The organism is Candidatus Nealsonbacteria bacterium DGGOD1a, from assembly GCA_022530585.1.
GTDB lineage: Bacteria > Patescibacteriota > Minisyncoccia > Minisyncoccales > UBA5738 > UBA5738.
The window spans coordinates 766,226-784,343 of record CP092821.1 but is presented as its reverse complement, the minus strand read 5'-3'; the positions used below and the strand labels follow the sequence as shown (position 1 = coordinate 784,343).

Sequence of the window (18,118 nt, the reverse complement as noted above, 5' to 3'; positions counted from 1 at the left end):
AAATTTTGAATTATCAGTATGTCGATTTTAATGCCGAAAAAAGTTAAGCATCGCAAATGGCAGAAGGGCCGCCGCCGCGGTATCGGTCTTTCGTACCGCGGAGCCGAGTTGAATTACGGCAGTTTCGGTTTGAAAGCGCTTGAGGAAAAATGGATTTCTTCGCGCCAGATCGAGGCGGGCCGCCGGGCGATTTTAAGATATTTGAAGAAGGGCGGCAAGCTTTGGATCAGAATATTCCCGGACAAGCCGGTAACCAGCAAAGGCGAAGAAGTGCCTTTGGGCGGCGGCAAGGGAGGAGTCGACCATTACGCTTTTGTGGTGAAACCCGGACGCTTGATGTTCGAGCTGGATGGCGTTAAAGAAGATATCGCCCGCGAGGCGCTTGAGAAAGCCGGCGATAAATTGCCGATCAAAACCAGATTTGTCAAAAAAGAATTCTAAGGTCTTTTCCACAAATAACTTCCCCATCTTGCTTCCATATTCGCCCCATCTTTCGTTTTTCTTCGGTCGCAAGATTTTCAATGTAGCCATTGCTACATCTCAAATCTTGCTCGGTCGGAAAAAACGAAATCTGGGACAAATCTGATAACCAATCTAAGGAACTTATTTGTGGAAGAGCCCTAAGCATATTGAAATCACATAAAATGAAAACTTCCGAATTGCGCCAAAAAAATAAACAAGAATTAGCCGTGATACTGGATGAAAAACTTGCCAAGCTGGCCGAGTTGAGATTTGATTTGTCGGCGGGCAAAGTGAAGAATTTGAAAGAAGTCCGGCAGATAAAGCTGGATGTCGCGCGAATAAAAACTTTGCAAAACGAAACCATAGAAAATTAAAAGTTAAAAAATCAAAGATCAAAATCAAGGAAGATATATAGTTAAAATTTTCAAGGAAAATTTCAACACAACAATTTTACATTTTGATATTTAAATTTTGAATTAGATATGAAGCATCAATTAACAGGAAAAGTCGTGTCCGACAAAATGGCTAAAACCGTGGTGGTTTTGGTCGAGCGTTTAAAGGAACATCCGAAATACCACAAACGGTATAAGGTGAGCAAGAAATATAAAGCTCATTGCGAGACCGGCGAATACAAGATTGGCGACGCGGTGGTGATCGAGGAATGCCGTCCGATGTCGGCCGATAAGCGCTGGAAAGTGGCCGGAAAGATCGCCGCGGCCAAGGCGGAAGAAAAAGAAGTTAAAACCGCCGAGTAGGCAGGGTTGCATTTTTTTAATTTTTATAGTACAATTACTCCGTTTTAAACTTTGATTATTCAGACGCCGAAAAGAGGCGATATTAATATGATTCAACTTCGAACAATGCTTAAGGTCGCGGATAACACAGGGGCAAGGATCGTCCAGTGTTTTCATGTGTCCGGCGGTACGCGCCGGCGGTACGCGGCGGTGGGCGATGTGGTAATGGCCGCGGTCAAAGAAGCCGATCCGCGCAAGATGGTTAAGAAACACGAAAAAGTGCGGGTGGTGATCATTCGGCAGAAAAAAGAGTACAAACGCCAAGACGGCACATATGTGCGCTTCGACGACAACGCCTGCGTGGTTTTGGAAGGCAAGACAATGGAACCCAAAGGCGGAAGGATTTTTGGACCGGTTGCCAAGGAATTAAAAGAGAAGGGTTACGATAAAGTGGCGGCGTTGGCCGAAGAACTGGTATAAAAGTGCAAAGTTAAAAGCGCAAAGTGCAAAGTAAAAATACGGGTTCGAATTCTTACTTTACACTTTTCGCCTTACGCTTAAAGTTTATATATGAAGATAATTAAAGGCGACAATGTGTTGGTGATATCCGGGAAAGACCGCGCCAAGACCGGAAAGGTTTTGACGGCGTTGCCCAAGAACGGGCGGATCGTGGTGGAGGGCGTGAATATCGCCAAAAAAAGCCAAAAACCGAGACAACAGGGGCAAAAGGGCCAGATCGTTTCCTTGCCAAAATCCATCGACGCGTCCAATGTGAAGCTTATTTGTCCCAAATGCGGCAAGGCGGCGAGAGTCGGATATAAAGTGATCGAAGGCGGCGAGAATGGCGGCAAAAAGACGGTCAGGATTTGCAGAAAGTGCCTGGCCGAGATATAGAAGATGCAAATATCGAATATCGAAATTCGAAATTCGAAACAAGCACGAATTTTCAAATTTCAAAACGAATCTAATTATCCGTTTTGAACATTATAATTTTGAAAATTTAAATTTGTTTCGGATTTCGTAATTCGTATTTCGGATTTTATTAGAGTTTATGGCTTATTTATTGGAAAAATATAAAAAGGAAGCGGTGCCGGCAATGATGAAGCAGTTCGGCTATCGCAACGAAATGGAGGTTCCCAAGATTGAAAAAGTTGTGGTCAACTGCGGTTTTGGCCGTTTGGTTTCGGGCAAAACCAAGGATGAACAGAAAAAAATTCAGGAAGCGGTTGCCCGCGACCTTACCCAAATTTGCGGCCAGAAAGCGATGGTAACGCAGGCGAAGAACTCAATTTCGAGTTTTAAGATCCGCGAAGGCCAGAATATCGGCGCCAAATCGACTTTGCGGCGCGGTAAAATGTATGATTTTTTGGAAAGAGTGATCACGGTGGCCTTGCCCCGGTCGCGCGATTTTCAGGGTATTCCCCCGAAAGGGATCGATCAGGCCGGCAATTTGACCTTTGGCATAAAAGAACATATCGCGTTTCCGGAGATTTCGCCGGAAAAAATAAATTTTATTTTCAGTTTTGAAATTACGGTAGTGACGACCGCGGAAACCAAGGAAGAAGGCGCGGCTCTGTTCAAACTTCTTAAATTCCCGATCAGAGAAAGTTAAAAGTTGAAAAATCAAATTTTACATTTTGAATTATTAATATGGCAACAAAAGCACAAATCGCCAAATCAAAAAGGACTCCCAAATTCAAATCAAGGGTCGTGCGCAGATGTTTTAAGTGCGGCAGAAAGCACGGCTATATGAGGAAATTCGGTTTATGCCGGATTTGTTTCCGCGAGGCGGCCAACAAAGGTTTGATTCCGGGGGTGACGAAAAGCAGCTGGTAATAAAAAATTAAAAGTTAAATTTTAAATTTGAAACATGGATACAGTCGCAAATATGTTAACAATGATCCGCAACGCGCAGGCGGTGGAAAAGCCGTTGGTGGCGGTGCCGTATTCGAGCATAAAATACGCCATTGCCAAAATTCTGGAAAGAAAAGGGCTTGTCGCGGGCGTGGAAAAAAAGAGCCGGAAAATAAAAAAGACCGGCAAAACGCATCCTTGCCTGGAGATTTCGTTGAAATACACGAATAAAATTCCGGCAATTTCGGGTTACAAAAAGGTTTCCAAGCCGGGTTTGAGGGTTTATGTGGCCGCGAGCGATATCAAAAGAGTGAAACAGGGCCATGGCATAGGAATAATCACGACTTCCAAGGGATTGATGACCGAATATGAAGCCAAGAAACAGAACATCGGCGGAGAAATGCTTTGCGAGATCTGGTAATAGAAAATTAAAAGTTTAAAAATCAAAGATCAAAATCAAGGAAGATATATGTCGTTGGAATTTTCTTTGAAAATTTCAATTCCAAAAATTTTCATTTTCCCGCCAGAGGCGGGTGCGCCTCAGGCGCAGATATTTCAATTTTAAATTAAGTAAAATGAGCAGAATAGGCAAGAAACCAATAATCATACCTTCCGGAGTCGATGTCGCCATTGACGGCGCGAACATTACGGTAAAAGGTCCGAAAGGGCAATTATCGCGTGATTTCGGTTCGGAGGTTTTAATTACCAAGGAAGCGTCGGTTTTAACGGTGAATCCCGCCAATGAAAGCAAGGTTGCGCGCGCGATGTGGGGTACGGTCAGAATGCATTTGGCAAATATGGTTCAGGGAGTAACGCAGGATTTCGTCAAACAATTGCAAATTGAGGGAATCGGGTACCGCGCGGCGATTGAAGGCAAGGGTTTGGTTTTGAATATGGGATTTTCCCATCCGGTCGCGATCAATGCCGAACCGGGAGTTGTTTTTAAAGTTGAAAAAAATATTATCAGCGTGTCGGGTTGCGACAAAGAACTGGTTTCCAAGGTGGCGGCGCAGATTCGCCGGGTTCGGCCGCCGGAGCCCTATAAAGGCAAAGGAATCCGTTATGTCGGCGAAAAGGTGCGCAAGAAGGTTGGCAAGAAAGCGGCCGCCGGCGCGAAATAAAGATAATTGAAAATTGAAATATCTGCGCCCGAGGCGCATCCGCCTCTGGCGGGAAAGTTAAAAATTTTGGAGTTGAAATTTTTGAAGAAAATTTCAACGATATATTTTCCTTAATTTTGATCTTTGATATTTGCATTTTAAATTAGGTACGATGAGCATCAGAAATAAAATCAAGCATAAAATACAGCGGAAAACGGATCGGCATCGCCGCGTTCGCGCCCGGATTTCGGGTACGGCGGCAAAACCTCGGTTGTGCGTATTCAGGTCAAACAAGCACATTCTGGCCCAGTTGATTGACGACCAAAAAGGAGTGACATTGGCGGTCAGCAGCGATTTGAAGGCGGTAAAAGCGGCCGGTCGGAAAGGCGAGTTGTCCGAGAAATGCGCGTTGGCGTTTACGGTTGGCGAGTCGATCGCCAAAGCCGCGCAGGAATTGAAAGCCAAACAAGTTGTGTTTGATCGGGGAGCTTACCGTTATCACGGCCGAGTGAAGAGTTTGGCGGAAGGCGCGCGCAAAGGAGGATTGGAATTCTAAAAAATCAAAATTGAAAGATTTGCGCCTGAGGCGCACCCGCCTCTGGCGGGAAAGTTAAAAATTTTGGAGTTGAAATTTTTGAAGAAAATTTCAACGATATATATTTTCCTTAATTTTGATCTTTGATATTTGCATTTTAAATTTGAAACATGGAAGCAACACAACAAACAATACAAAAAGGAACGGCGCCGCAGGTTGCGGCTGTTCCGGCAACGCCGCCGGCGGCGCAAACTGCGCCCCGGAACGACCGGAGCGGTTTTCGCGGCCAGGACAATCGGTTTTCGCGGCCCAAAGGCGACAGCCGTTTCGGCGGCGGCAGATCGCGGGGAGGTTACGGCAAGCGCGAAGAGAAGGATCGCGACGGTATGGATTCCAAACTGCTTGATTTGTCGAGAGTTTCCCATACCCGCGCCGGAGGGCGGCGGTTGCGTTTTCGCGCGATTGTGATCAGCGGCAATAAGGCGGGCAAAGTTGGCTTGGGAGTCGCTTCCGGTTTGGATGTGGCTCAAGCGGTCGAAAAAGCGACCATTCAGTCAAAAAAGAATATGGTGATCGTGCCGGTGGTCAAGGGAACGATTTCCCACGAAGCGGTTGCCAAAGTCGGTCCCGCCCAGGTTATCATCAAACCCCAGCGCAAAGGGCGCGGTTTGATGGCGGGCGGCGTGGTGCGCTTGATTTGCCAGTTGGCCGGGATAAAAGACATTTCTTCCAAAATGTTGGGTACGACTAAAAATAAATTGAACAACGCGCGCGCGACTTTAAAAGCTTTTGAATATCTGAAACTTCAAACTTCCAAAAAATCGGAAATCATCACGCCGATTGCTGAAGAAAAAGTCGTCCCGGAAAAATAATTTTTAAATTTATACTGAATTTCGATTTCCGGATTTTTAATTGAAAATTGAAAATTGGAAATTGAAAATTATTCAAGGTTATCATGCAGACACATCAATTAGCCGCTAAAATCGCCGTCAAATCCCGGAAGCGCGTCGGCCGCGGAGGCAAGCGCGGCACTTATTCGGGCCACGGCGGCAAGGGCCAGACCGCAAGATCGGGCCGCAATTTTCGTCCCATCATCAGGGATGTTTTGAAGCGTTATCCCAAATTGAGGGGTTATAAAAACCATAGAGTTGGCGTTAAGGCGGAAATTGTGAATATCAAGGAGCTTGAATCAAAATTTGAAAACGGCCAGAAAGTCAATCCCAGAACTTTGGTGGAAATGAATTTGGCGCCCCGGGTTTCGGGTCGATATCCCGAAATAAAGATACTGGGTACGGGAGAAATTACCAAGAATTTGATTGTCGAGGATTGCGAAGTTTCCAAATCGGCGAAGGAGAAGATAGAGAAAGCGGGAGGCAGCGTAAAAAATTAAAAATTGAAAGATCTGCACCTGAGGCGCATCCGCCTCTGGCGGGAAAATGAAAAATTTTGGAGTTAAAATTTTTGAAGAAAATTTCAACGACATATTTTCCTTAATTTTGATCTTTGATTTTTGCATTTTAAATTTTGAGATGTGGTACCAAACTGTAATTCAGGCTTTTAAGATCAAGGACTTGCGCAACAAGATCATTTTTGTGCTGGGAGCTTTCGCGCTGTTCCGGATGATGTGCAATATCCCGATTCCCGGAATCGATGTCAACCAGCTGAAAATATTTTTCGGCCAATTCCAAATGTTCCAGCTTTTAGGCGCGTTTACGGGCGGATCAATGGACCGGCTTTCGATCGCGATGCTCGGGCTCGGGCCTTACATTACGGCAATCATTATTTTGCAGTTGTTGACAATGATTTTCCCGACGCTGGAAAAGATGTATAAAGAAGAAGGCGAAGCGGGCCGGACCAAATTTAACCAATATGCGCGCGTCGCTACGGTTCCTCTGGCATTATTGCAAGGTTACGCGATGATGATATTGCTGCAACGCCAGAATGTGGTGGAGTTTTCCTCGCCCTTGGTAATGGTCGCGGCGCTTCTGACGATCACGGCCGGATCGATGCTTTTGATGTGGATGGGCGAATTGATAACCGAAAAGGGGATCGGCAATGGCGTTTCGCTTTTGATCTTTGCCGGCATCGTGGCCGATTTTCCGAAGAATGTCCAACAAATGGCGTCCGCTTATGATCCGTCGATGATTCCCGGCTACATCGCGTTTTTCGTGATGGCGATCGCGATGGTGGCCGCGGTGGTATTGGTCAATGAAGCGCGGCGCAACATTCCCGTGTCGTACGCCAAACGCGTGCGGGGGATGAAAATGGTGGGCGGGGTATCAACCTATTTGCCGTTGAATATCAATCCGGCGGGCGTGATTCCGATTATCTTCGCGCTTTCGATATTGCTGTTTCCGTCGATGATCGCCAATTTTCTGGTTTCTTCGCCCGGATGGGTGGGCAGTGTCGCGCAGGCGACCGTCAATCTTTTCCAGGCCGACAGCGCGTTCTATATGGCTTCTTATTTCCTGTTGGTGGTGCTCTTCACTTATTTTTATACCGCGGTGACATTCGACCCTAAACAAATATCGAATAATTTGCAAAAGATGGGCGGGTTTGTTCCCGGCATTCGTCCCGGAACCCCGACCGCCGATTTTCTGCATTATATTTTGAATCGGGTGCTTCTTGTGGGCGCGGTGTTCTTGGGAATAATCGCGATTATGCCGCAGGTGATCGGATCGTTTACGGGCATCAATTCATTCAGTTTTTTGATCGGCGGCACATCGCTTTTGATCGCGGTTAGCGTTATTCTGGAAACTGTGCGACAAATCAGGGCCCAGCTTCAAATGCGCGAATATGAAACTTTTTAACAAAGAAATTTCCAAGTCCGCCGAAGGCGGCAACGCATCTTCCAACAATCTCTCCGGCAACCATATCAAGAAAGTGATATTGCTTTTCGGCCCTCCGGGCGCGGGCAAAGGCACGCAGTCGGAATTGTTGGCGTCTAAATTCTATTTCTACAATCTGGATACCAGCCGCGTGCTTGAGGAAAAATTCAAGAACGCGAAATCCGGCGAAGCGATTGAAATCGAGGGCAAGAGATATCCTATCGATGTCGAACTTGAGAAGAGGCGCAAAGGCGTGTTGTGCTCGGTGGAATTCACGGCTTGCCTGATGAATAAAAGAATGGCCGAGATACACAGCCTGGGCAAGTCGCTCATATTATCCGGATCTCCCCGGTCATTGCCGGAAGCTGAAATCGAAATTCCTTTTTTGGAAAAACTCTACGGCAAGGAAAACATTCATATCTTCTTTCTTGATCTGCCGCGGGAACAGACGATTTTTCGCAACAGCAACCGCCGAATTTGCGAATTGATGCGCCATTCCATACTTTATATTCCGGAAAATGCCAATTTGAGGCGCTGTCCGCTCGACGGATCGCGGTTGATTCATCGCGATTTGGATAATGTGGAAACCATAAAATTGCGCTTGGAAGAATATGACCAAACTATGGCGCCGCTTGAAGATTATTACCGCAGCCGGAATTTTAATTTGAAAAAGATCAATGCCGACCAATATGTGGAAAATGTTTTTTCCGACATTTTGGACGCGCTGGGGCCGTGTTTTAAAGTTTACGAAATTTAATGCCAGGATATCTGCTGTCCCGCCAAGGCGGGACAGTTTTGTCAAAAAATGATTTACATTAAAACACCCAAAGATTTGGAAATAATCGCTCAAGGAGGCAAGCTGTTGGCCTCGGTTTTGGCGCGCTTGAAAGATGAAGTGAAAATCGGCATTGCCACCAAAGAGATTGATAATCTGGCGGAGAAATTGATTTTCGAGTGCGGCGGGAAACCATCTTTCAGTTTGCCCGAGAATTCGGGCGGCGGCGGTTTTCCGGCCGCGACCTGCGTCTCCATCAACGACGAGGTGGTGCACGGGATTCCTTCCGAAAGAATTGTTAAAGACGGAGATTTGGTCACGGTCGATGTGGGTATGGTTTATAAAGGATTCCACACCGATACCGCGCTGTCGGTGGCGGTGGGCGAGGCCGCGCCGGAAACACGGCGCATGCTGCGCATTACCAAAAAAGCGCTGAAATACGCCATAAAAAAATCCCGCGCCGGCAATACTTTCGGCGATGTGGGCAACACCATTGAACGCTATGTGGAAAGCCAAGGATTTCATGTGATTTCGGATTTGTGCGGACACGGCATTGGCAAAAGCCTGCACGAGGATCCTCAAGTTATGAATTACGGCCGGCGGCACAAAGGGCCGGCGATTAAAGTCGGTATGGTTTTTTGTCCGGAGCCGATGGTGACCGCCGGGAATCCGGATATTTACCGCGACAAGAACGGCTGGACTTACCGCGTTAAAGACGGCGGCTGGGCGGCGCACTTTGAACACACTATCGCGATTTTTCCCGACGGCGCCCGTATTCTGACAAAAATCGATGAACCCGAATCGCCAAATGAAGACGAATTTAAAAACTAATTCAGCCAATTGATTTCCTTTGAATTGCGAAACTAGCGTTTGGGGAAATTTGACTTCAGCTTTTGGGAAGTCAATTTTCACCGAACGCGGCGGTTACCGCGCTAATTTTGAAATCAAATTTCTGGCGATTACGCAAAAAAATTGATTTCAAAATTCGCTATTTCGCGATTCAAAGTAATATAATTTTTGAAAAAACAGAGACAAGGCTTCCGTTTTTGTTTGGAACCGGGTTTTGTGGTAGATTATAAAAAGGGACGAAAAGCAATAACGAACAATAACGCAAAATAATGATCAGCAACAATGGTGAAATCAATAAGGTGAATGGAAGAAGCAAGGGCAATCTAAGCGGCAGGGGAGGCGCGCGCGGCCGCGGCCGGGCGGCCGGCGGAGCGCCAAGATCGTTTCGATCCGCCGCCAATCGGGATGTCTATCTTTCGGTGGTGGTGCCGGCATACAATGAAGAACAGCGTTTGCCGCGGACTTTGACCGCGATCGGCGATTATTTAAAAAAACAACCGTATGCTTACGAGATTATCGTAGTCAATGACGGGTCAAAAGACGGGACCGCGGCCGCGGTGGAGGCGCTGATCGGCAAGGTGGGCAATTTGAAATTGATTGATAACCGGGCAAACCACGGCAAGGGTTATGTGGTGCGGCAGGGAATGTTGGCGGCCAAGGGCCAGGTCAGATTATTCACCGATTCGGATAATTCCACGCCAATCGAACAGGTGGAAAAACTCCTGCCATATTTCAAAGAAGGTTATGATGTGGTAATCGGTTCGCGCGATGCCAAAGGCGCGAAGCTTGAGCCGCCCCAGCCGATGATCCGGCGGTTTTTGGGGGAGGGTTGGGGATTATTAACCAATATCATGGTTGGCACTTGGGCGATCAAAGATACGCAGTGCGGTTTCAAAGCAATGACCGCCATGGCCGCGCGGGAAATTTTGCCGAAATGCAAAATCGACCGGTTTGCGTTTGATCCGGAAATCCTGGCGCTTGTTCGACGGGCCAAGTTGCGGATCAAGGAAGTCGGCATATTGTGGAAGAATGACACGCGCAGTACCGTCAAAGTCGGCTCGATGGTGAAGATGTTCCAGGATTTGATGCGCATTCGTTTAAATCTTATCAAAGGAGTATATGGAACAAACAGAAAACAACAATAAATGCTGTCCATCGCAGTTGCGTTACGACGAAGTTTCCCGGGACTGGGTGGTGATCGCGCCCGGCCGCGGCAAGCGGCCCGAGGCGTTCAAACGCGAGCGGATACATTCGCCCATAACGCCGCAGGATTGTATTTTTTGCAATTTGGAAAAGCAGGCGCCGCCGATTATGGCGCTGGCCAACGGAAAAAAAGTCGACGCGGCTTTGTTGCCGGCCGATTGGACGCTGGCTGTAATTCCCAATAAATTTCCGGCGTTTTGCGCGGTTGAGGGCGCCAAAATTTGCAAACAGCGCGTGGGGCCGCTTTATCATTCGATGGACGCGGCGGGTTTTTGCGAAGTGGTGGTTACGCGCAGCCACGAAAAACATATCGCGCTAATGGATGTCGCGGCGGTGGAAGAATTGATTGCCGCTTATCGGACGCGCTATTTGGATCTCAAAAAGCGCGACTTCGTGAAATACATTTCAATTTTTCACAATCACGGAGTGGAAGCGGGCGCGTCCCAGCCGCATCCGCATTCACAGATTATTACCAGCCCCTTGATCGATGTCGATGTGCGCAATGCTTTGGCCAATTCAAAAAGATATTATCAAAGGAACAAAAAATGCATCAGTTGCGAAATGACGGCTTGGGAGCGCAAAGACAAAGCGCGCATTGTTTATGAAAACAAAGATTTTATCGCCACTTGCCCGTTCGCGCCCAAATCGGCTTTTCAAGTGATTATCGCGCCCAAAAAACATTCGCCCTATTTTGAAAAGATCACTCCGGCCTTGATAAAAAGTCTGGCCGATATATTTTCCGCGGTGATGAAAAAAATATATAAAGGGTTGGGCGATCCGCCGTATAATTTCTATTTGCACACCGCGCCCAGCGATGGCGGCGATTATTCTTTCTATCATTACCATTGGACTATAATGCCCAAAACCAGCACTATGGCCGGTTTTGAATTCGGAGCCCGTATCGAAATTTCCACCATTACTCCCGAATCCGCCGCCGAGTATTTGCGCGCGCAATAAACCTATTTCGCGGCTTTATCATTATGACCAATAAAAAAATCGGACTTGCTTTGAGCGGCGGCGGGGCGCTGGGGGTGGCGCATATCGGGGCGATTGAAGAAATCGAAAAATCCGGGATAAAAATCAATTTCGTTTGCGGAACTTCCGCGGGCGCGATTATCGGATTGGCGTACGCGATCGGCGGTTTGGAGACATTGCATAGATTTTACGATGACGCGATCGGTAATTTCGGCAAGAAAAACAAACTGCTGTTTGCCAAAGGCGCGGACGGCGCGTTGGAATACATCCAGCTGGCGCTGGCGGAGTTGTGCAAAGGCAAAAAATTCGACCAATTGGCGATTCCTTTTTCTTGTTGCGCCACCAATCTTGCCACGGGTGAGCGGGAAGTTTTTAATTCCGGCGACCCGGTGGCCGCGGTAATGGCATCGTCGGCTTATCCGGGAGTGTTCGCCGCGCGCGAGATCGGCGGCAAATTTTATATCGATGGCGGCGCGACGCGCAATTTGCCGGCCGGAGAAGCGCGCGCCGCGGGCGCGGAATTCGTGATCGGTTCGTCGATTTACGCGGTTGACCGGATCGACGATGAAAAAGCCGGCAAGATTAACCGCATCGAGATCGCCGCGCGCGCGATGGATATCATCCAGAAAGAATTGAGCGGGTTCGAGGAAAGGCAATGCGATTTTTGCTTCAAACCGGCAGTGGCATCGTTTAAGTGGTTTGATTTTTTCATAATGGAAAAGATCGCGGCCCAAGGCCGGGAAAACGCGGCAAAACAGATTCAAAATCTTTTGCTCGCGATAAAAAAATGAAAATTACTCCCGGACAAAATAAATCAATAATCGCCGCCCTGTTTGTTCTGGTTTTATCGGCCGCGGCTTGGTTTGGCCGCGATCAAATCGCCGTTTTTCCCGCGCAAAACGAAAATGCGGTCTCAAACGCGCCGGCGCGAGTCCAAAAAGCGATTGTCACCAAGGTTCTTGACGGCGATACAATTGTGGTTTCGGGCGGCGATCATGTGCGTTTGCTGGGAATCGACGCGGATGAAAAAGGATATCCGTGCTATGACGCGGGCCGCTTGCGGTTGGAGGAATTGATTTTGGGGAAAACCGTATCGCTGGAAGCGGACAGCGAAGATTCGGACCAATATGGCCGGCAACTGCGTTATATATTTTTGGACAGCGAAAACATCAATCAAAAGATGGTTGCCGAGGGCTTGGCAATCGCGCGCTTTTACCCGGAAAATCAAAAATACAAAACCGAAATCGCCGCGGCGGAAACAAAAGCGATTGAGTCTAAAACCGGCTGTAAGTGGGGAAAATAATTTTAATGTTGATAAATTGTGATGGGCTCATGCAATTTATCAACATTAAAATTCAAAAGAAAGGAAAATATGATAGAAAAAATACAAAGAGAATTGCGAATTGGAGCGAGCAAGGAAAAGGCTCGGGAGTTGCAGAGGTTTTTTAAGACCGGGCCGGGAGAATATGCCGAGGGCGACAAGTTTTTGGGCGCGATGGTGCCGCAAATACGGGCGGCGATTAAAAAATGTTGGGAAGAAATTACGCCCGACGAAGCGCGAAAACTGCTGGAAAGCGAATTTCATGAGGAGCGTATGGCCGCGCTTTTGATTTTGGTGAAGAAATTTCAAAAAGGGGACGATAAAACAAAACGAAAAATTTTCGATCTGTATTTGAAAAATACGAAATATGTCAATAATTGGGATTTGGTGGATTTGACCGCGCCGCAAATCGTCGGCGGATATTTGGAGGGCAAAGACAAAAGCATTCTTTTCAAGCTGGCGAGGTCAAAAAGCTTGTGGGAGCGGCGGATCGCGATACTGGCGACATTTTTCTTTATAAAAAATGGCGATTGCCGCGCCGCGTTGGAAATTGCCGAGCTTCTGCTTGGCGATAAAGAAGATTTGATTCACAAAGCGGTTGGTTGGGCGTTGCGGGAAATCGGCAATCGTTGCGGGCGGGAAACCGAGGAAGATTTTTTGAACAAGCATTACAAGACGATGCCGCGCATGATGTTGCGTTACGCGATCGAGAAATTCAGCGGCGAAAGAAGGGAACATTATATGAAGCGGGCTTCTTTAAAACATCCATCAATGGTAAAATGATTAAAATATCTTGGATTACGAAACCATTAAATTCAAATGCTTTGAAGGGGTCTAACCCTTGCGATTATCCCTCGCAAAAGCCTCGGGACAGGCGCAAGGGATAGACCCCAGAATGTAAAGCGTTTCATAATTCAAAGTAAAATAATAACCGGTGAATAACCACATATGAACACAAAACGCTTGTTCGCGCGTTTCTTTTTCGCGGTTTTTTTGATTCTGAATTTCGTGTTTCCAAAGGACGCGCTTGCTTTCGCGGCAAGAACCGGATCGCAGGTTGTCGTGCCCAAAAGCGAGGTTGTCGATGGAACGCTTTTAGCTTCCGGCCAAACGGTCATGATTGACGGCGATATTAAAGGCGATATCATTTGCGCCGGACAGAATATCGATATTAACGGCGCCGTCGACGGCGATATCATTTGCGCCGGTCAAAATATCACGATCACCGGCGCCGTGAGCGGAAGCGTGCGGTGCGTTGGCCAGATTGTGAAAATCAGCGGCGCGGCGGGAGAAATGTAACCGTGGCGGCGCAAACAATATCGGCCGGTTCGGCGATCGCCGGAGAAATGCTTTTTGCCGGCCAGCAAGCCGATATCGGCGGCCGGATCGCCGGCAATATCGCCGGCGCCGGCAACAGAATATCCATTAACGGCGATATCGCCGGCAATGCCGATTTTTACGATAAAAATCTGACTTTGCGAAAAGACAGCCGTATTGGCGGCGAGCTGAACTATACCAGCGACAACGAATTGGCAAATCAGGGCGGGCAGATTTTGGGCGGCGTCAATCGAACCGTTCCCGCGGTCAAGGACGGCACGGTTTTTTCGAAGGCGCGAAAAACAGTTTGGCAAAATGCCGCGGACAAAGCGATGGGTCTTATTATCAATCTGGCGGTTGCGCTGGCGCTGGTGTTTTTATTTAAAAATCTCACATCAAAGATTGCCGGGGCGATCTTGAAAAAACCCGGCCGGTCGTTTGGCTGGGGATTGATAATTATGATCGCGGTTCCGATTGCCGCGATTGCGCTGGCGATTACAATCATCGGCATTCCGGTGGCGATACTGGCAGTCTTGCTTTTTATCGCCGCGCTGTTTCTGTCAAGAGTTTTGGCCGCGATCGCGGTGGGCAGAAAAATTACCAAAGACTATTGGAAAAGCAAGCAGGATTCACCGGCCGCCCAAGCGCTGGTCGGCGTTGCCGTTCTTTGGATTTTATTCGCCATACCGGTGATCGGCGGCATATTCTCGTTTGCCGCGATCGTCTGGGGTTTGGGCGGCATGCGTTATCTTTTCTCCAAAAACAAGGGGATTGCCGATAGGCCGTAAATTCATGAAGAACATTGAAAAAATTGATTTTGCGGCAATAGTTTTGTGTTTTGCCGCGGGCGCGTATTTCTATGCGGCAATGCCGGAATTGATGGCCAGCCATTGGGGAAGCGACGGGAACGCCAACGGTTATATGCCTAAATTTTGGGCGTTGTTTTTGATGCCCATAATCACTTTGGCGATGTTTTTATTATTTTTAGTCTTGCCCAAGATTGATCCCTTGAAAGAGAATTACGCGAAGTTCGGTAATTATTATGATAAATTCATATCCGCGTTCGTGGCGTTTATGGCCTATATTTACGCGCTTACCGTTCTGTTCAACAACGGCATCGAATTTAATATGACCGCGGCGATTATGCCGGCAATGGCCATCCTTTTCTATTTTATCGCTACGATCTTGGAAAACACAAAACAAAATTGGTTCATCGGCATCCGCACTCCATGGACTCTGTCGAGCGAAAAGGTCTGGGACAAAACCAACAAATTGGGCGCGAAAATTTTTAAGATTATCGCTATTTTAAGTTTGGCAACGATCTTTTTGGGTGAATGGGGATTTATAATCTTTACGGGCTTGATAATAATTTTGTCTTTCTATCTGGTTGTTTATTCGTATTTGGAATTTAAAAAGAAAACTTAATTATCTTGAGTTGCGAAACGCTTTGTATTTGGGGTCTATCCCTCGCGCCTGTCCCGAGGCTTTTGCGAGGGATAATCGCAAGGGTTAGACCCCTTTAAAGCGTTTGAATTTAACGGCTTCGCAATTCAAAGGAACTATTTTCAATTTGACAGGCGCGGTTCAATGATGATATATTAAAGCCGACGAAAAGAGTCGGCTTTAATATAATTTGAAGTTAAAAAATCAAAATGGAAAGCGACAGAGTAAAATTTAAAATTGTTTAATTGTAATTTTTAATTTTTAAATTGTCATTTTTATCTTTGATATTTACATTTTACATTTACGATGAAGATATCCACCAAGGTGCAATACGGGTTGCGGGCGATGGCTTATTTGGCGCAAAATTCAATTGATAACCGCGCGGTGTCGGTGCGCGAGATTGCCATCCGCGAGAAAATGCCCGCGGATTATTTGGAAAAAATTTTCGCCAAGCTTTTGAAAGCGAATTTGGTGGCGGCCAAAAAGGGCGTGCGCGGCGGATATATTATGGGCAAAAGCGCGGACAAAATTAAGATCGGAGAGATTTTTAACGCCATTGAAAATCCGGCCACGAAAGTTAAGTGCATCGACGGCAAATGTCCGCGCCAAAACGATTGTTTAACCAAATGCCTGTGGATCAAAATGCAAGCCGCGGTCAGCGATTTTCTCGATTCCGTGAGTTTGGATGATTTAATTAACAAAAAAATTTAAAATGTAAAAATCAAAATGAAAAATGACAGTTTAAAATTAAAAATGTCGTTTCTTCATTTTAACTTTTCATTTTGATTTTTGCATTTTAAATTTTTAAACAATATGATGGTTAAAAAAATAATTGTTAAGAAAAATAAAAGCGATCGTCAGTTGCAACCCAAGCGGATATATATGGATTATGGCGCGGCCACTCCGGTTGATCCGCGGGCGGCCAAACTTGCCGCCGGTATTTTGCCGGAAATTTTTGCCAATTCAATGTCGTTTCATTCTTTCGGCCAGGATGCCCGCGCGGTTTTGGAACAAAGCCGCCAAGATGTCGCGTCGGTTATCGGCGCGCCGGCGAAAGAAATTATTTTTACCGGATCGGCCACCGAAAGCAATAATTTGGCGTTGAAGGGCGTGATGTTTGCCAATCGCCAAAAAGGAAAACATCTGATCATCTCGCCGATTGAGCACGCGTGCGTGATGGAAAGCGCGGCGTGGCTGGAAAAGCAGGGATTTGAAGTGACGCGCCTCAAAGTTGACAAATACGGCTTGGCAAATCCCGACGATGTCGCCGCGGCAATCCGTTCCGACACGGTGCTGGTTTCGGTGATGCACGCCAACAATGAAATCGGCACGATTGAGCCGATTGCCGAAATCGGCAAGATATGCCGCGATAAAGGCGCGTATTTTCACACCGACGCGGCGCAATCATTCGGCAAAATTGAAATTGATGTTTCCAAAATGAACATTGATTTATTGACCGCCAGTTCGCAAAAAATTTACGGACCGAAAGGCGCGGCTTGTTTGTTCGTTCGCCAAGGAGTGAAAATCGAACCGATATTGCACGGCGGCGGCCAGGAATCGGGAATGCGTTCATCCACGGTGAATGTGCCGGCGATCTATGGTTTCGCGCAGGCGGCGTTGATCGCCAAAAAAGAAATGGCCAAAGAATCGGCGCGCCAGATAAAATTGCGCGATAAATTGATCGCCGGGATATTAAAAAACATTCCTCGTTCCCATTTAAACGGCCATCCGGCCAAACGCTTGCCGGGCAACGCCAACATTTGGTTTGAGTTTGTGGAGGGCGAGTCGATGATCATCCAGATGGACATCAACGGCATTGCCGCGTCGACCGGTTCGGCCTGCTCATCGGCCAAACTGACCGCCAGCCATGTGCTTACCGCCATCGGTTTAAAGCCCCAGGAGGCGCACGGCTCGCTCCGGTTGTCGATAGGGCGCCAGACCAAGGATTCGGATGTAAATTATGTTTTGAAAACCTTGCCCAAAATAATAACGAGGTTGAGAGAAATTTCGCCGTTTAAAGCCAATGACTAAGAAAATTACAAAAAAAACGACAAAAAGTCGCGCGGTTTGCGAACCCAAATGCGGCGTATGTCCGAAAGGAAGAACCGCCGCCAGCGGTCCTTATACCGCCGATGTGATGGAACATTTTTCCCGGCCACACAACTATGGCAAGATCAAGAACCCTGACGGCGTCGGCAAAGTGGGTAACTTGGTCTGCGGCGATGTGATGTGGCTGTATATCAAAGTGGGCAAGAATAAAGCGGGAAAAGAAATCATCAAAGACATTAAATTTGAAACTTTCGGGTGCGTGGCGGCGATTGCCACTTCCAGCGCGATTACGGATTTGGCAAAAGAAAAAACTTTAGAAGAGGCGATTGCCATTGACAAGCAAGAGATCGTGCAAAGTTTGGGCGGCCTGCCGCCGATTAAATTGCATTGTTCGGTTTTGGCCGCCGACGCGCTGGCGGAAGCGATTTTTGATTATTACGCCAAGCAAAACCGCGCGATTCCCAAAGAATTGGAGGAAAAACATCATCGGATCAAAAAAGAAAAAGATATTGTGGAAGAAAAATACAAAGATTGGACGCAAAAAGAAGAAGAAATTCATAATCAATAAAATTGAACATTGACGAACAATAAAACAAAAACGCCCTGACAATCGTAAGAGGCGTTTTTAAATTTTTTGATTTTACGCTAAAATGCAAAAGTGGGATTTAAAAAA

The 18,118-nt window shown here is 47.0% G+C and carries 26 protein-coding genes; all 26 read left to right on the top strand.

Features of this window, described 5'->3' with window-relative positions; translation table 11 throughout:
• Positions 1-24 precede the first annotated feature (24 nt).
• The 26 genes from rplP to L7H18_03805 all read left to right on the top strand — a co-directional run bounded on the left by rplP (position 25) and on the right by L7H18_03805 (position 18,013).
• The gene (rplP, locus tag L7H18_03930) at positions 25-441 is read left to right on the top strand and encodes a 50S ribosomal protein L16 (GenBank protein ID UMX48451.1); all 417 of its coding nucleotides are present in this window, start codon (positions 25-27) and stop codon (positions 439-441) included.
• 203 nt (positions 442-644) lie between these two features.
• A complete protein-coding gene (gene rpmC, locus L7H18_03925; protein UMX47568.1) occupies positions 645-836 on the top strand; it encodes a 50S ribosomal protein L29 in 192 nt (63 codons plus the stop codon).
• A 108-nt stretch (positions 837-944) separates the two neighbouring features.
• A complete protein-coding gene (gene rpsQ / locus L7H18_03920; protein UMX47567.1) occupies positions 945-1,217 on the top strand; it encodes a 30S ribosomal protein S17 in 273 nt (90 codons plus the stop codon).
• Positions 1,218-1,304: 87 nt separating this feature from the next.
• A complete protein-coding gene (gene rplN / locus L7H18_03915) occupies positions 1,305-1,676 on the top strand; it encodes a 50S ribosomal protein L14 (GenBank protein UMX47566.1) in 372 nt (123 codons plus the stop codon).
• 90 nt (positions 1,677-1,766) lie between these two features.
• On the top strand, positions 1,767-2,090 hold the full coding sequence (gene rplX, locus L7H18_03910) for a 50S ribosomal protein L24 (protein ID UMX47565.1): 324 nt from the start codon (positions 1,767-1,769) through the stop codon (positions 2,088-2,090).
• A gap of 157 nt (positions 2,091-2,247) precedes the next feature.
• Positions 2,248-2,808 carry a 50S ribosomal protein L5 gene (gene rplE, locus L7H18_03905; GenBank protein UMX47564.1) on the top strand — a complete coding sequence of 187 codons (561 nt, stop codon included), beginning with the start codon at positions 2,248-2,250 and terminating at the stop codon, positions 2,806-2,808.
• Between the two features lie 38 nt (positions 2,809-2,846).
• Positions 2,847-3,032: a type Z 30S ribosomal protein S14 gene (locus L7H18_03900; protein UMX47563.1), complete on the top strand. Its 186-nt coding sequence runs from the start codon at positions 2,847-2,849 to the stop codon at positions 3,030-3,032.
• Positions 3,033-3,084: 52 nt separating this feature from the next.
• Entirely contained in the window at positions 3,085-3,471 is a 387-nt protein-coding gene (gene rpsH, locus L7H18_03895; GenBank protein UMX47562.1) for a 30S ribosomal protein S8, read from the top strand.
• 154 nt (positions 3,472-3,625) lie between these two features.
• The gene (gene rplF / locus L7H18_03890; protein ID UMX47561.1) at positions 3,626-4,171 is read left to right on the top strand and encodes a 50S ribosomal protein L6; all 546 of its coding nucleotides are present in this window, start codon (positions 3,626-3,628) and stop codon (positions 4,169-4,171) included.
• A gap of 151 nt (positions 4,172-4,322) precedes the next feature.
• Positions 4,323-4,706: a 50S ribosomal protein L18 gene (gene rplR / locus L7H18_03885; GenBank protein ID UMX47560.1), complete on the top strand. Its 384-nt coding sequence runs from the start codon at positions 4,323-4,325 to the stop codon at positions 4,704-4,706.
• A 149-nt stretch (positions 4,707-4,855) separates the two neighbouring features.
• Entirely contained in the window at positions 4,856-5,557 is a 702-nt protein-coding gene (locus L7H18_03880) for a 30S ribosomal protein S5 (GenBank protein ID UMX47559.1), read from the top strand.
• An 83-nt stretch (positions 5,558-5,640) separates the two neighbouring features.
• Positions 5,641-6,075 carry an uL15 family ribosomal protein gene (locus L7H18_03875; protein ID UMX47558.1) on the top strand — a complete coding sequence of 145 codons (435 nt, stop codon included), beginning with the start codon at positions 5,641-5,643 and terminating at the stop codon, positions 6,073-6,075.
• Between the two features lie 46 nt (positions 6,076-6,121).
• Positions 6,122-7,495: a preprotein translocase subunit SecY gene (secY, locus tag L7H18_03870; protein UMX47557.1), complete on the top strand. Its 1,374-nt coding sequence runs from the start codon at positions 6,122-6,124 to the stop codon at positions 7,493-7,495.
• Complete coding sequence (locus tag L7H18_03865; GenBank protein ID UMX47556.1) at positions 7,482-8,270, top strand: nucleoside monophosphate kinase; 789 nt, start codon at positions 7,482-7,484, stop codon at positions 8,268-8,270. Before secY ends, L7H18_03865 begins: the two co-directional genes overlap by 14 nt.
• A 48-nt stretch (positions 8,271-8,318) precedes the next feature.
• A complete protein-coding gene (gene map / locus L7H18_03860) occupies positions 8,319-9,119 on the top strand; it encodes a type I methionyl aminopeptidase (GenBank protein ID UMX47555.1) in 801 nt (266 codons plus the stop codon).
• Between the two features lie 287 nt (positions 9,120-9,406).
• Positions 9,407-10,282: a glycosyltransferase family 2 protein gene (locus L7H18_03855; GenBank protein UMX47554.1), complete on the top strand. Its 876-nt coding sequence runs from the start codon at positions 9,407-9,409 to the stop codon at positions 10,280-10,282.
• Positions 10,257-11,297 (top strand): galactose-1-phosphate uridylyltransferase, encoded by a 1,041-nt coding sequence (gene galT / locus L7H18_03850; protein ID UMX47553.1) that lies wholly within the window; start codon positions 10,257-10,259, stop codon positions 11,295-11,297. The genes L7H18_03855 and galT overlap by 26 nt, the downstream gene beginning before the upstream one ends.
• Positions 11,298-11,320: 23 nt before the next feature.
• Entirely contained in the window at positions 11,321-12,106 is a 786-nt protein-coding gene (locus tag L7H18_03845; GenBank protein ID UMX47552.1) for a patatin-like phospholipase family protein, read from the top strand.
• A complete protein-coding gene (locus tag L7H18_03840) occupies positions 12,103-12,618 on the top strand; it encodes a thermonuclease family protein (protein ID UMX47551.1) in 516 nt (171 codons plus the stop codon). The genes L7H18_03845 and L7H18_03840 overlap by 4 nt, the downstream gene beginning before the upstream one ends.
• Positions 12,619-12,687: 69 nt before the next feature.
• Complete coding sequence (locus L7H18_03835; protein ID UMX47550.1) at positions 12,688-13,419, top strand: DNA alkylation repair protein; 732 nt, start codon at positions 12,688-12,690, stop codon at positions 13,417-13,419.
• A gap of 165 nt (positions 13,420-13,584) precedes the next feature.
• Entirely contained in the window at positions 13,585-13,935 is a 351-nt protein-coding gene (locus L7H18_03830) for a polymer-forming cytoskeletal protein (protein ID UMX47549.1), read from the top strand.
• 2 nt (positions 13,936-13,937) lie between these two features.
• Positions 13,938-14,741, top strand: a complete 804-nt coding sequence (locus L7H18_03825; protein UMX47548.1) for a hypothetical protein — start codon at positions 13,938-13,940, stop codon at positions 14,739-14,741.
• Positions 14,742-14,745: 4 nt separating this feature from the next.
• Entirely contained in the window at positions 14,746-15,378 is a 633-nt protein-coding gene (locus L7H18_03820; protein UMX47547.1) for an SdpI family protein, read from the top strand.
• A 324-nt stretch (positions 15,379-15,702) separates the two neighbouring features.
• Complete coding sequence (locus L7H18_03815) at positions 15,703-16,107, top strand: Rrf2 family transcriptional regulator (protein ID UMX47546.1); 405 nt, start codon at positions 15,703-15,705, stop codon at positions 16,105-16,107.
• Between the two features lie 102 nt (positions 16,108-16,209).
• The gene (locus L7H18_03810; GenBank protein UMX47545.1) at positions 16,210-17,427 is read left to right on the top strand and encodes a cysteine desulfurase; all 1,218 of its coding nucleotides are present in this window, start codon (positions 16,210-16,212) and stop codon (positions 17,425-17,427) included.
• A gap of 106 nt (positions 17,428-17,533) precedes the next feature.
• On the top strand, positions 17,534-18,013 hold the full coding sequence (locus L7H18_03805; GenBank protein ID UMX48450.1) for an iron-sulfur cluster assembly scaffold protein: 480 nt from the start codon (positions 17,534-17,536) through the stop codon (positions 18,011-18,013).
• Positions 18,014-18,118 lie beyond the last annotated feature (105 nt).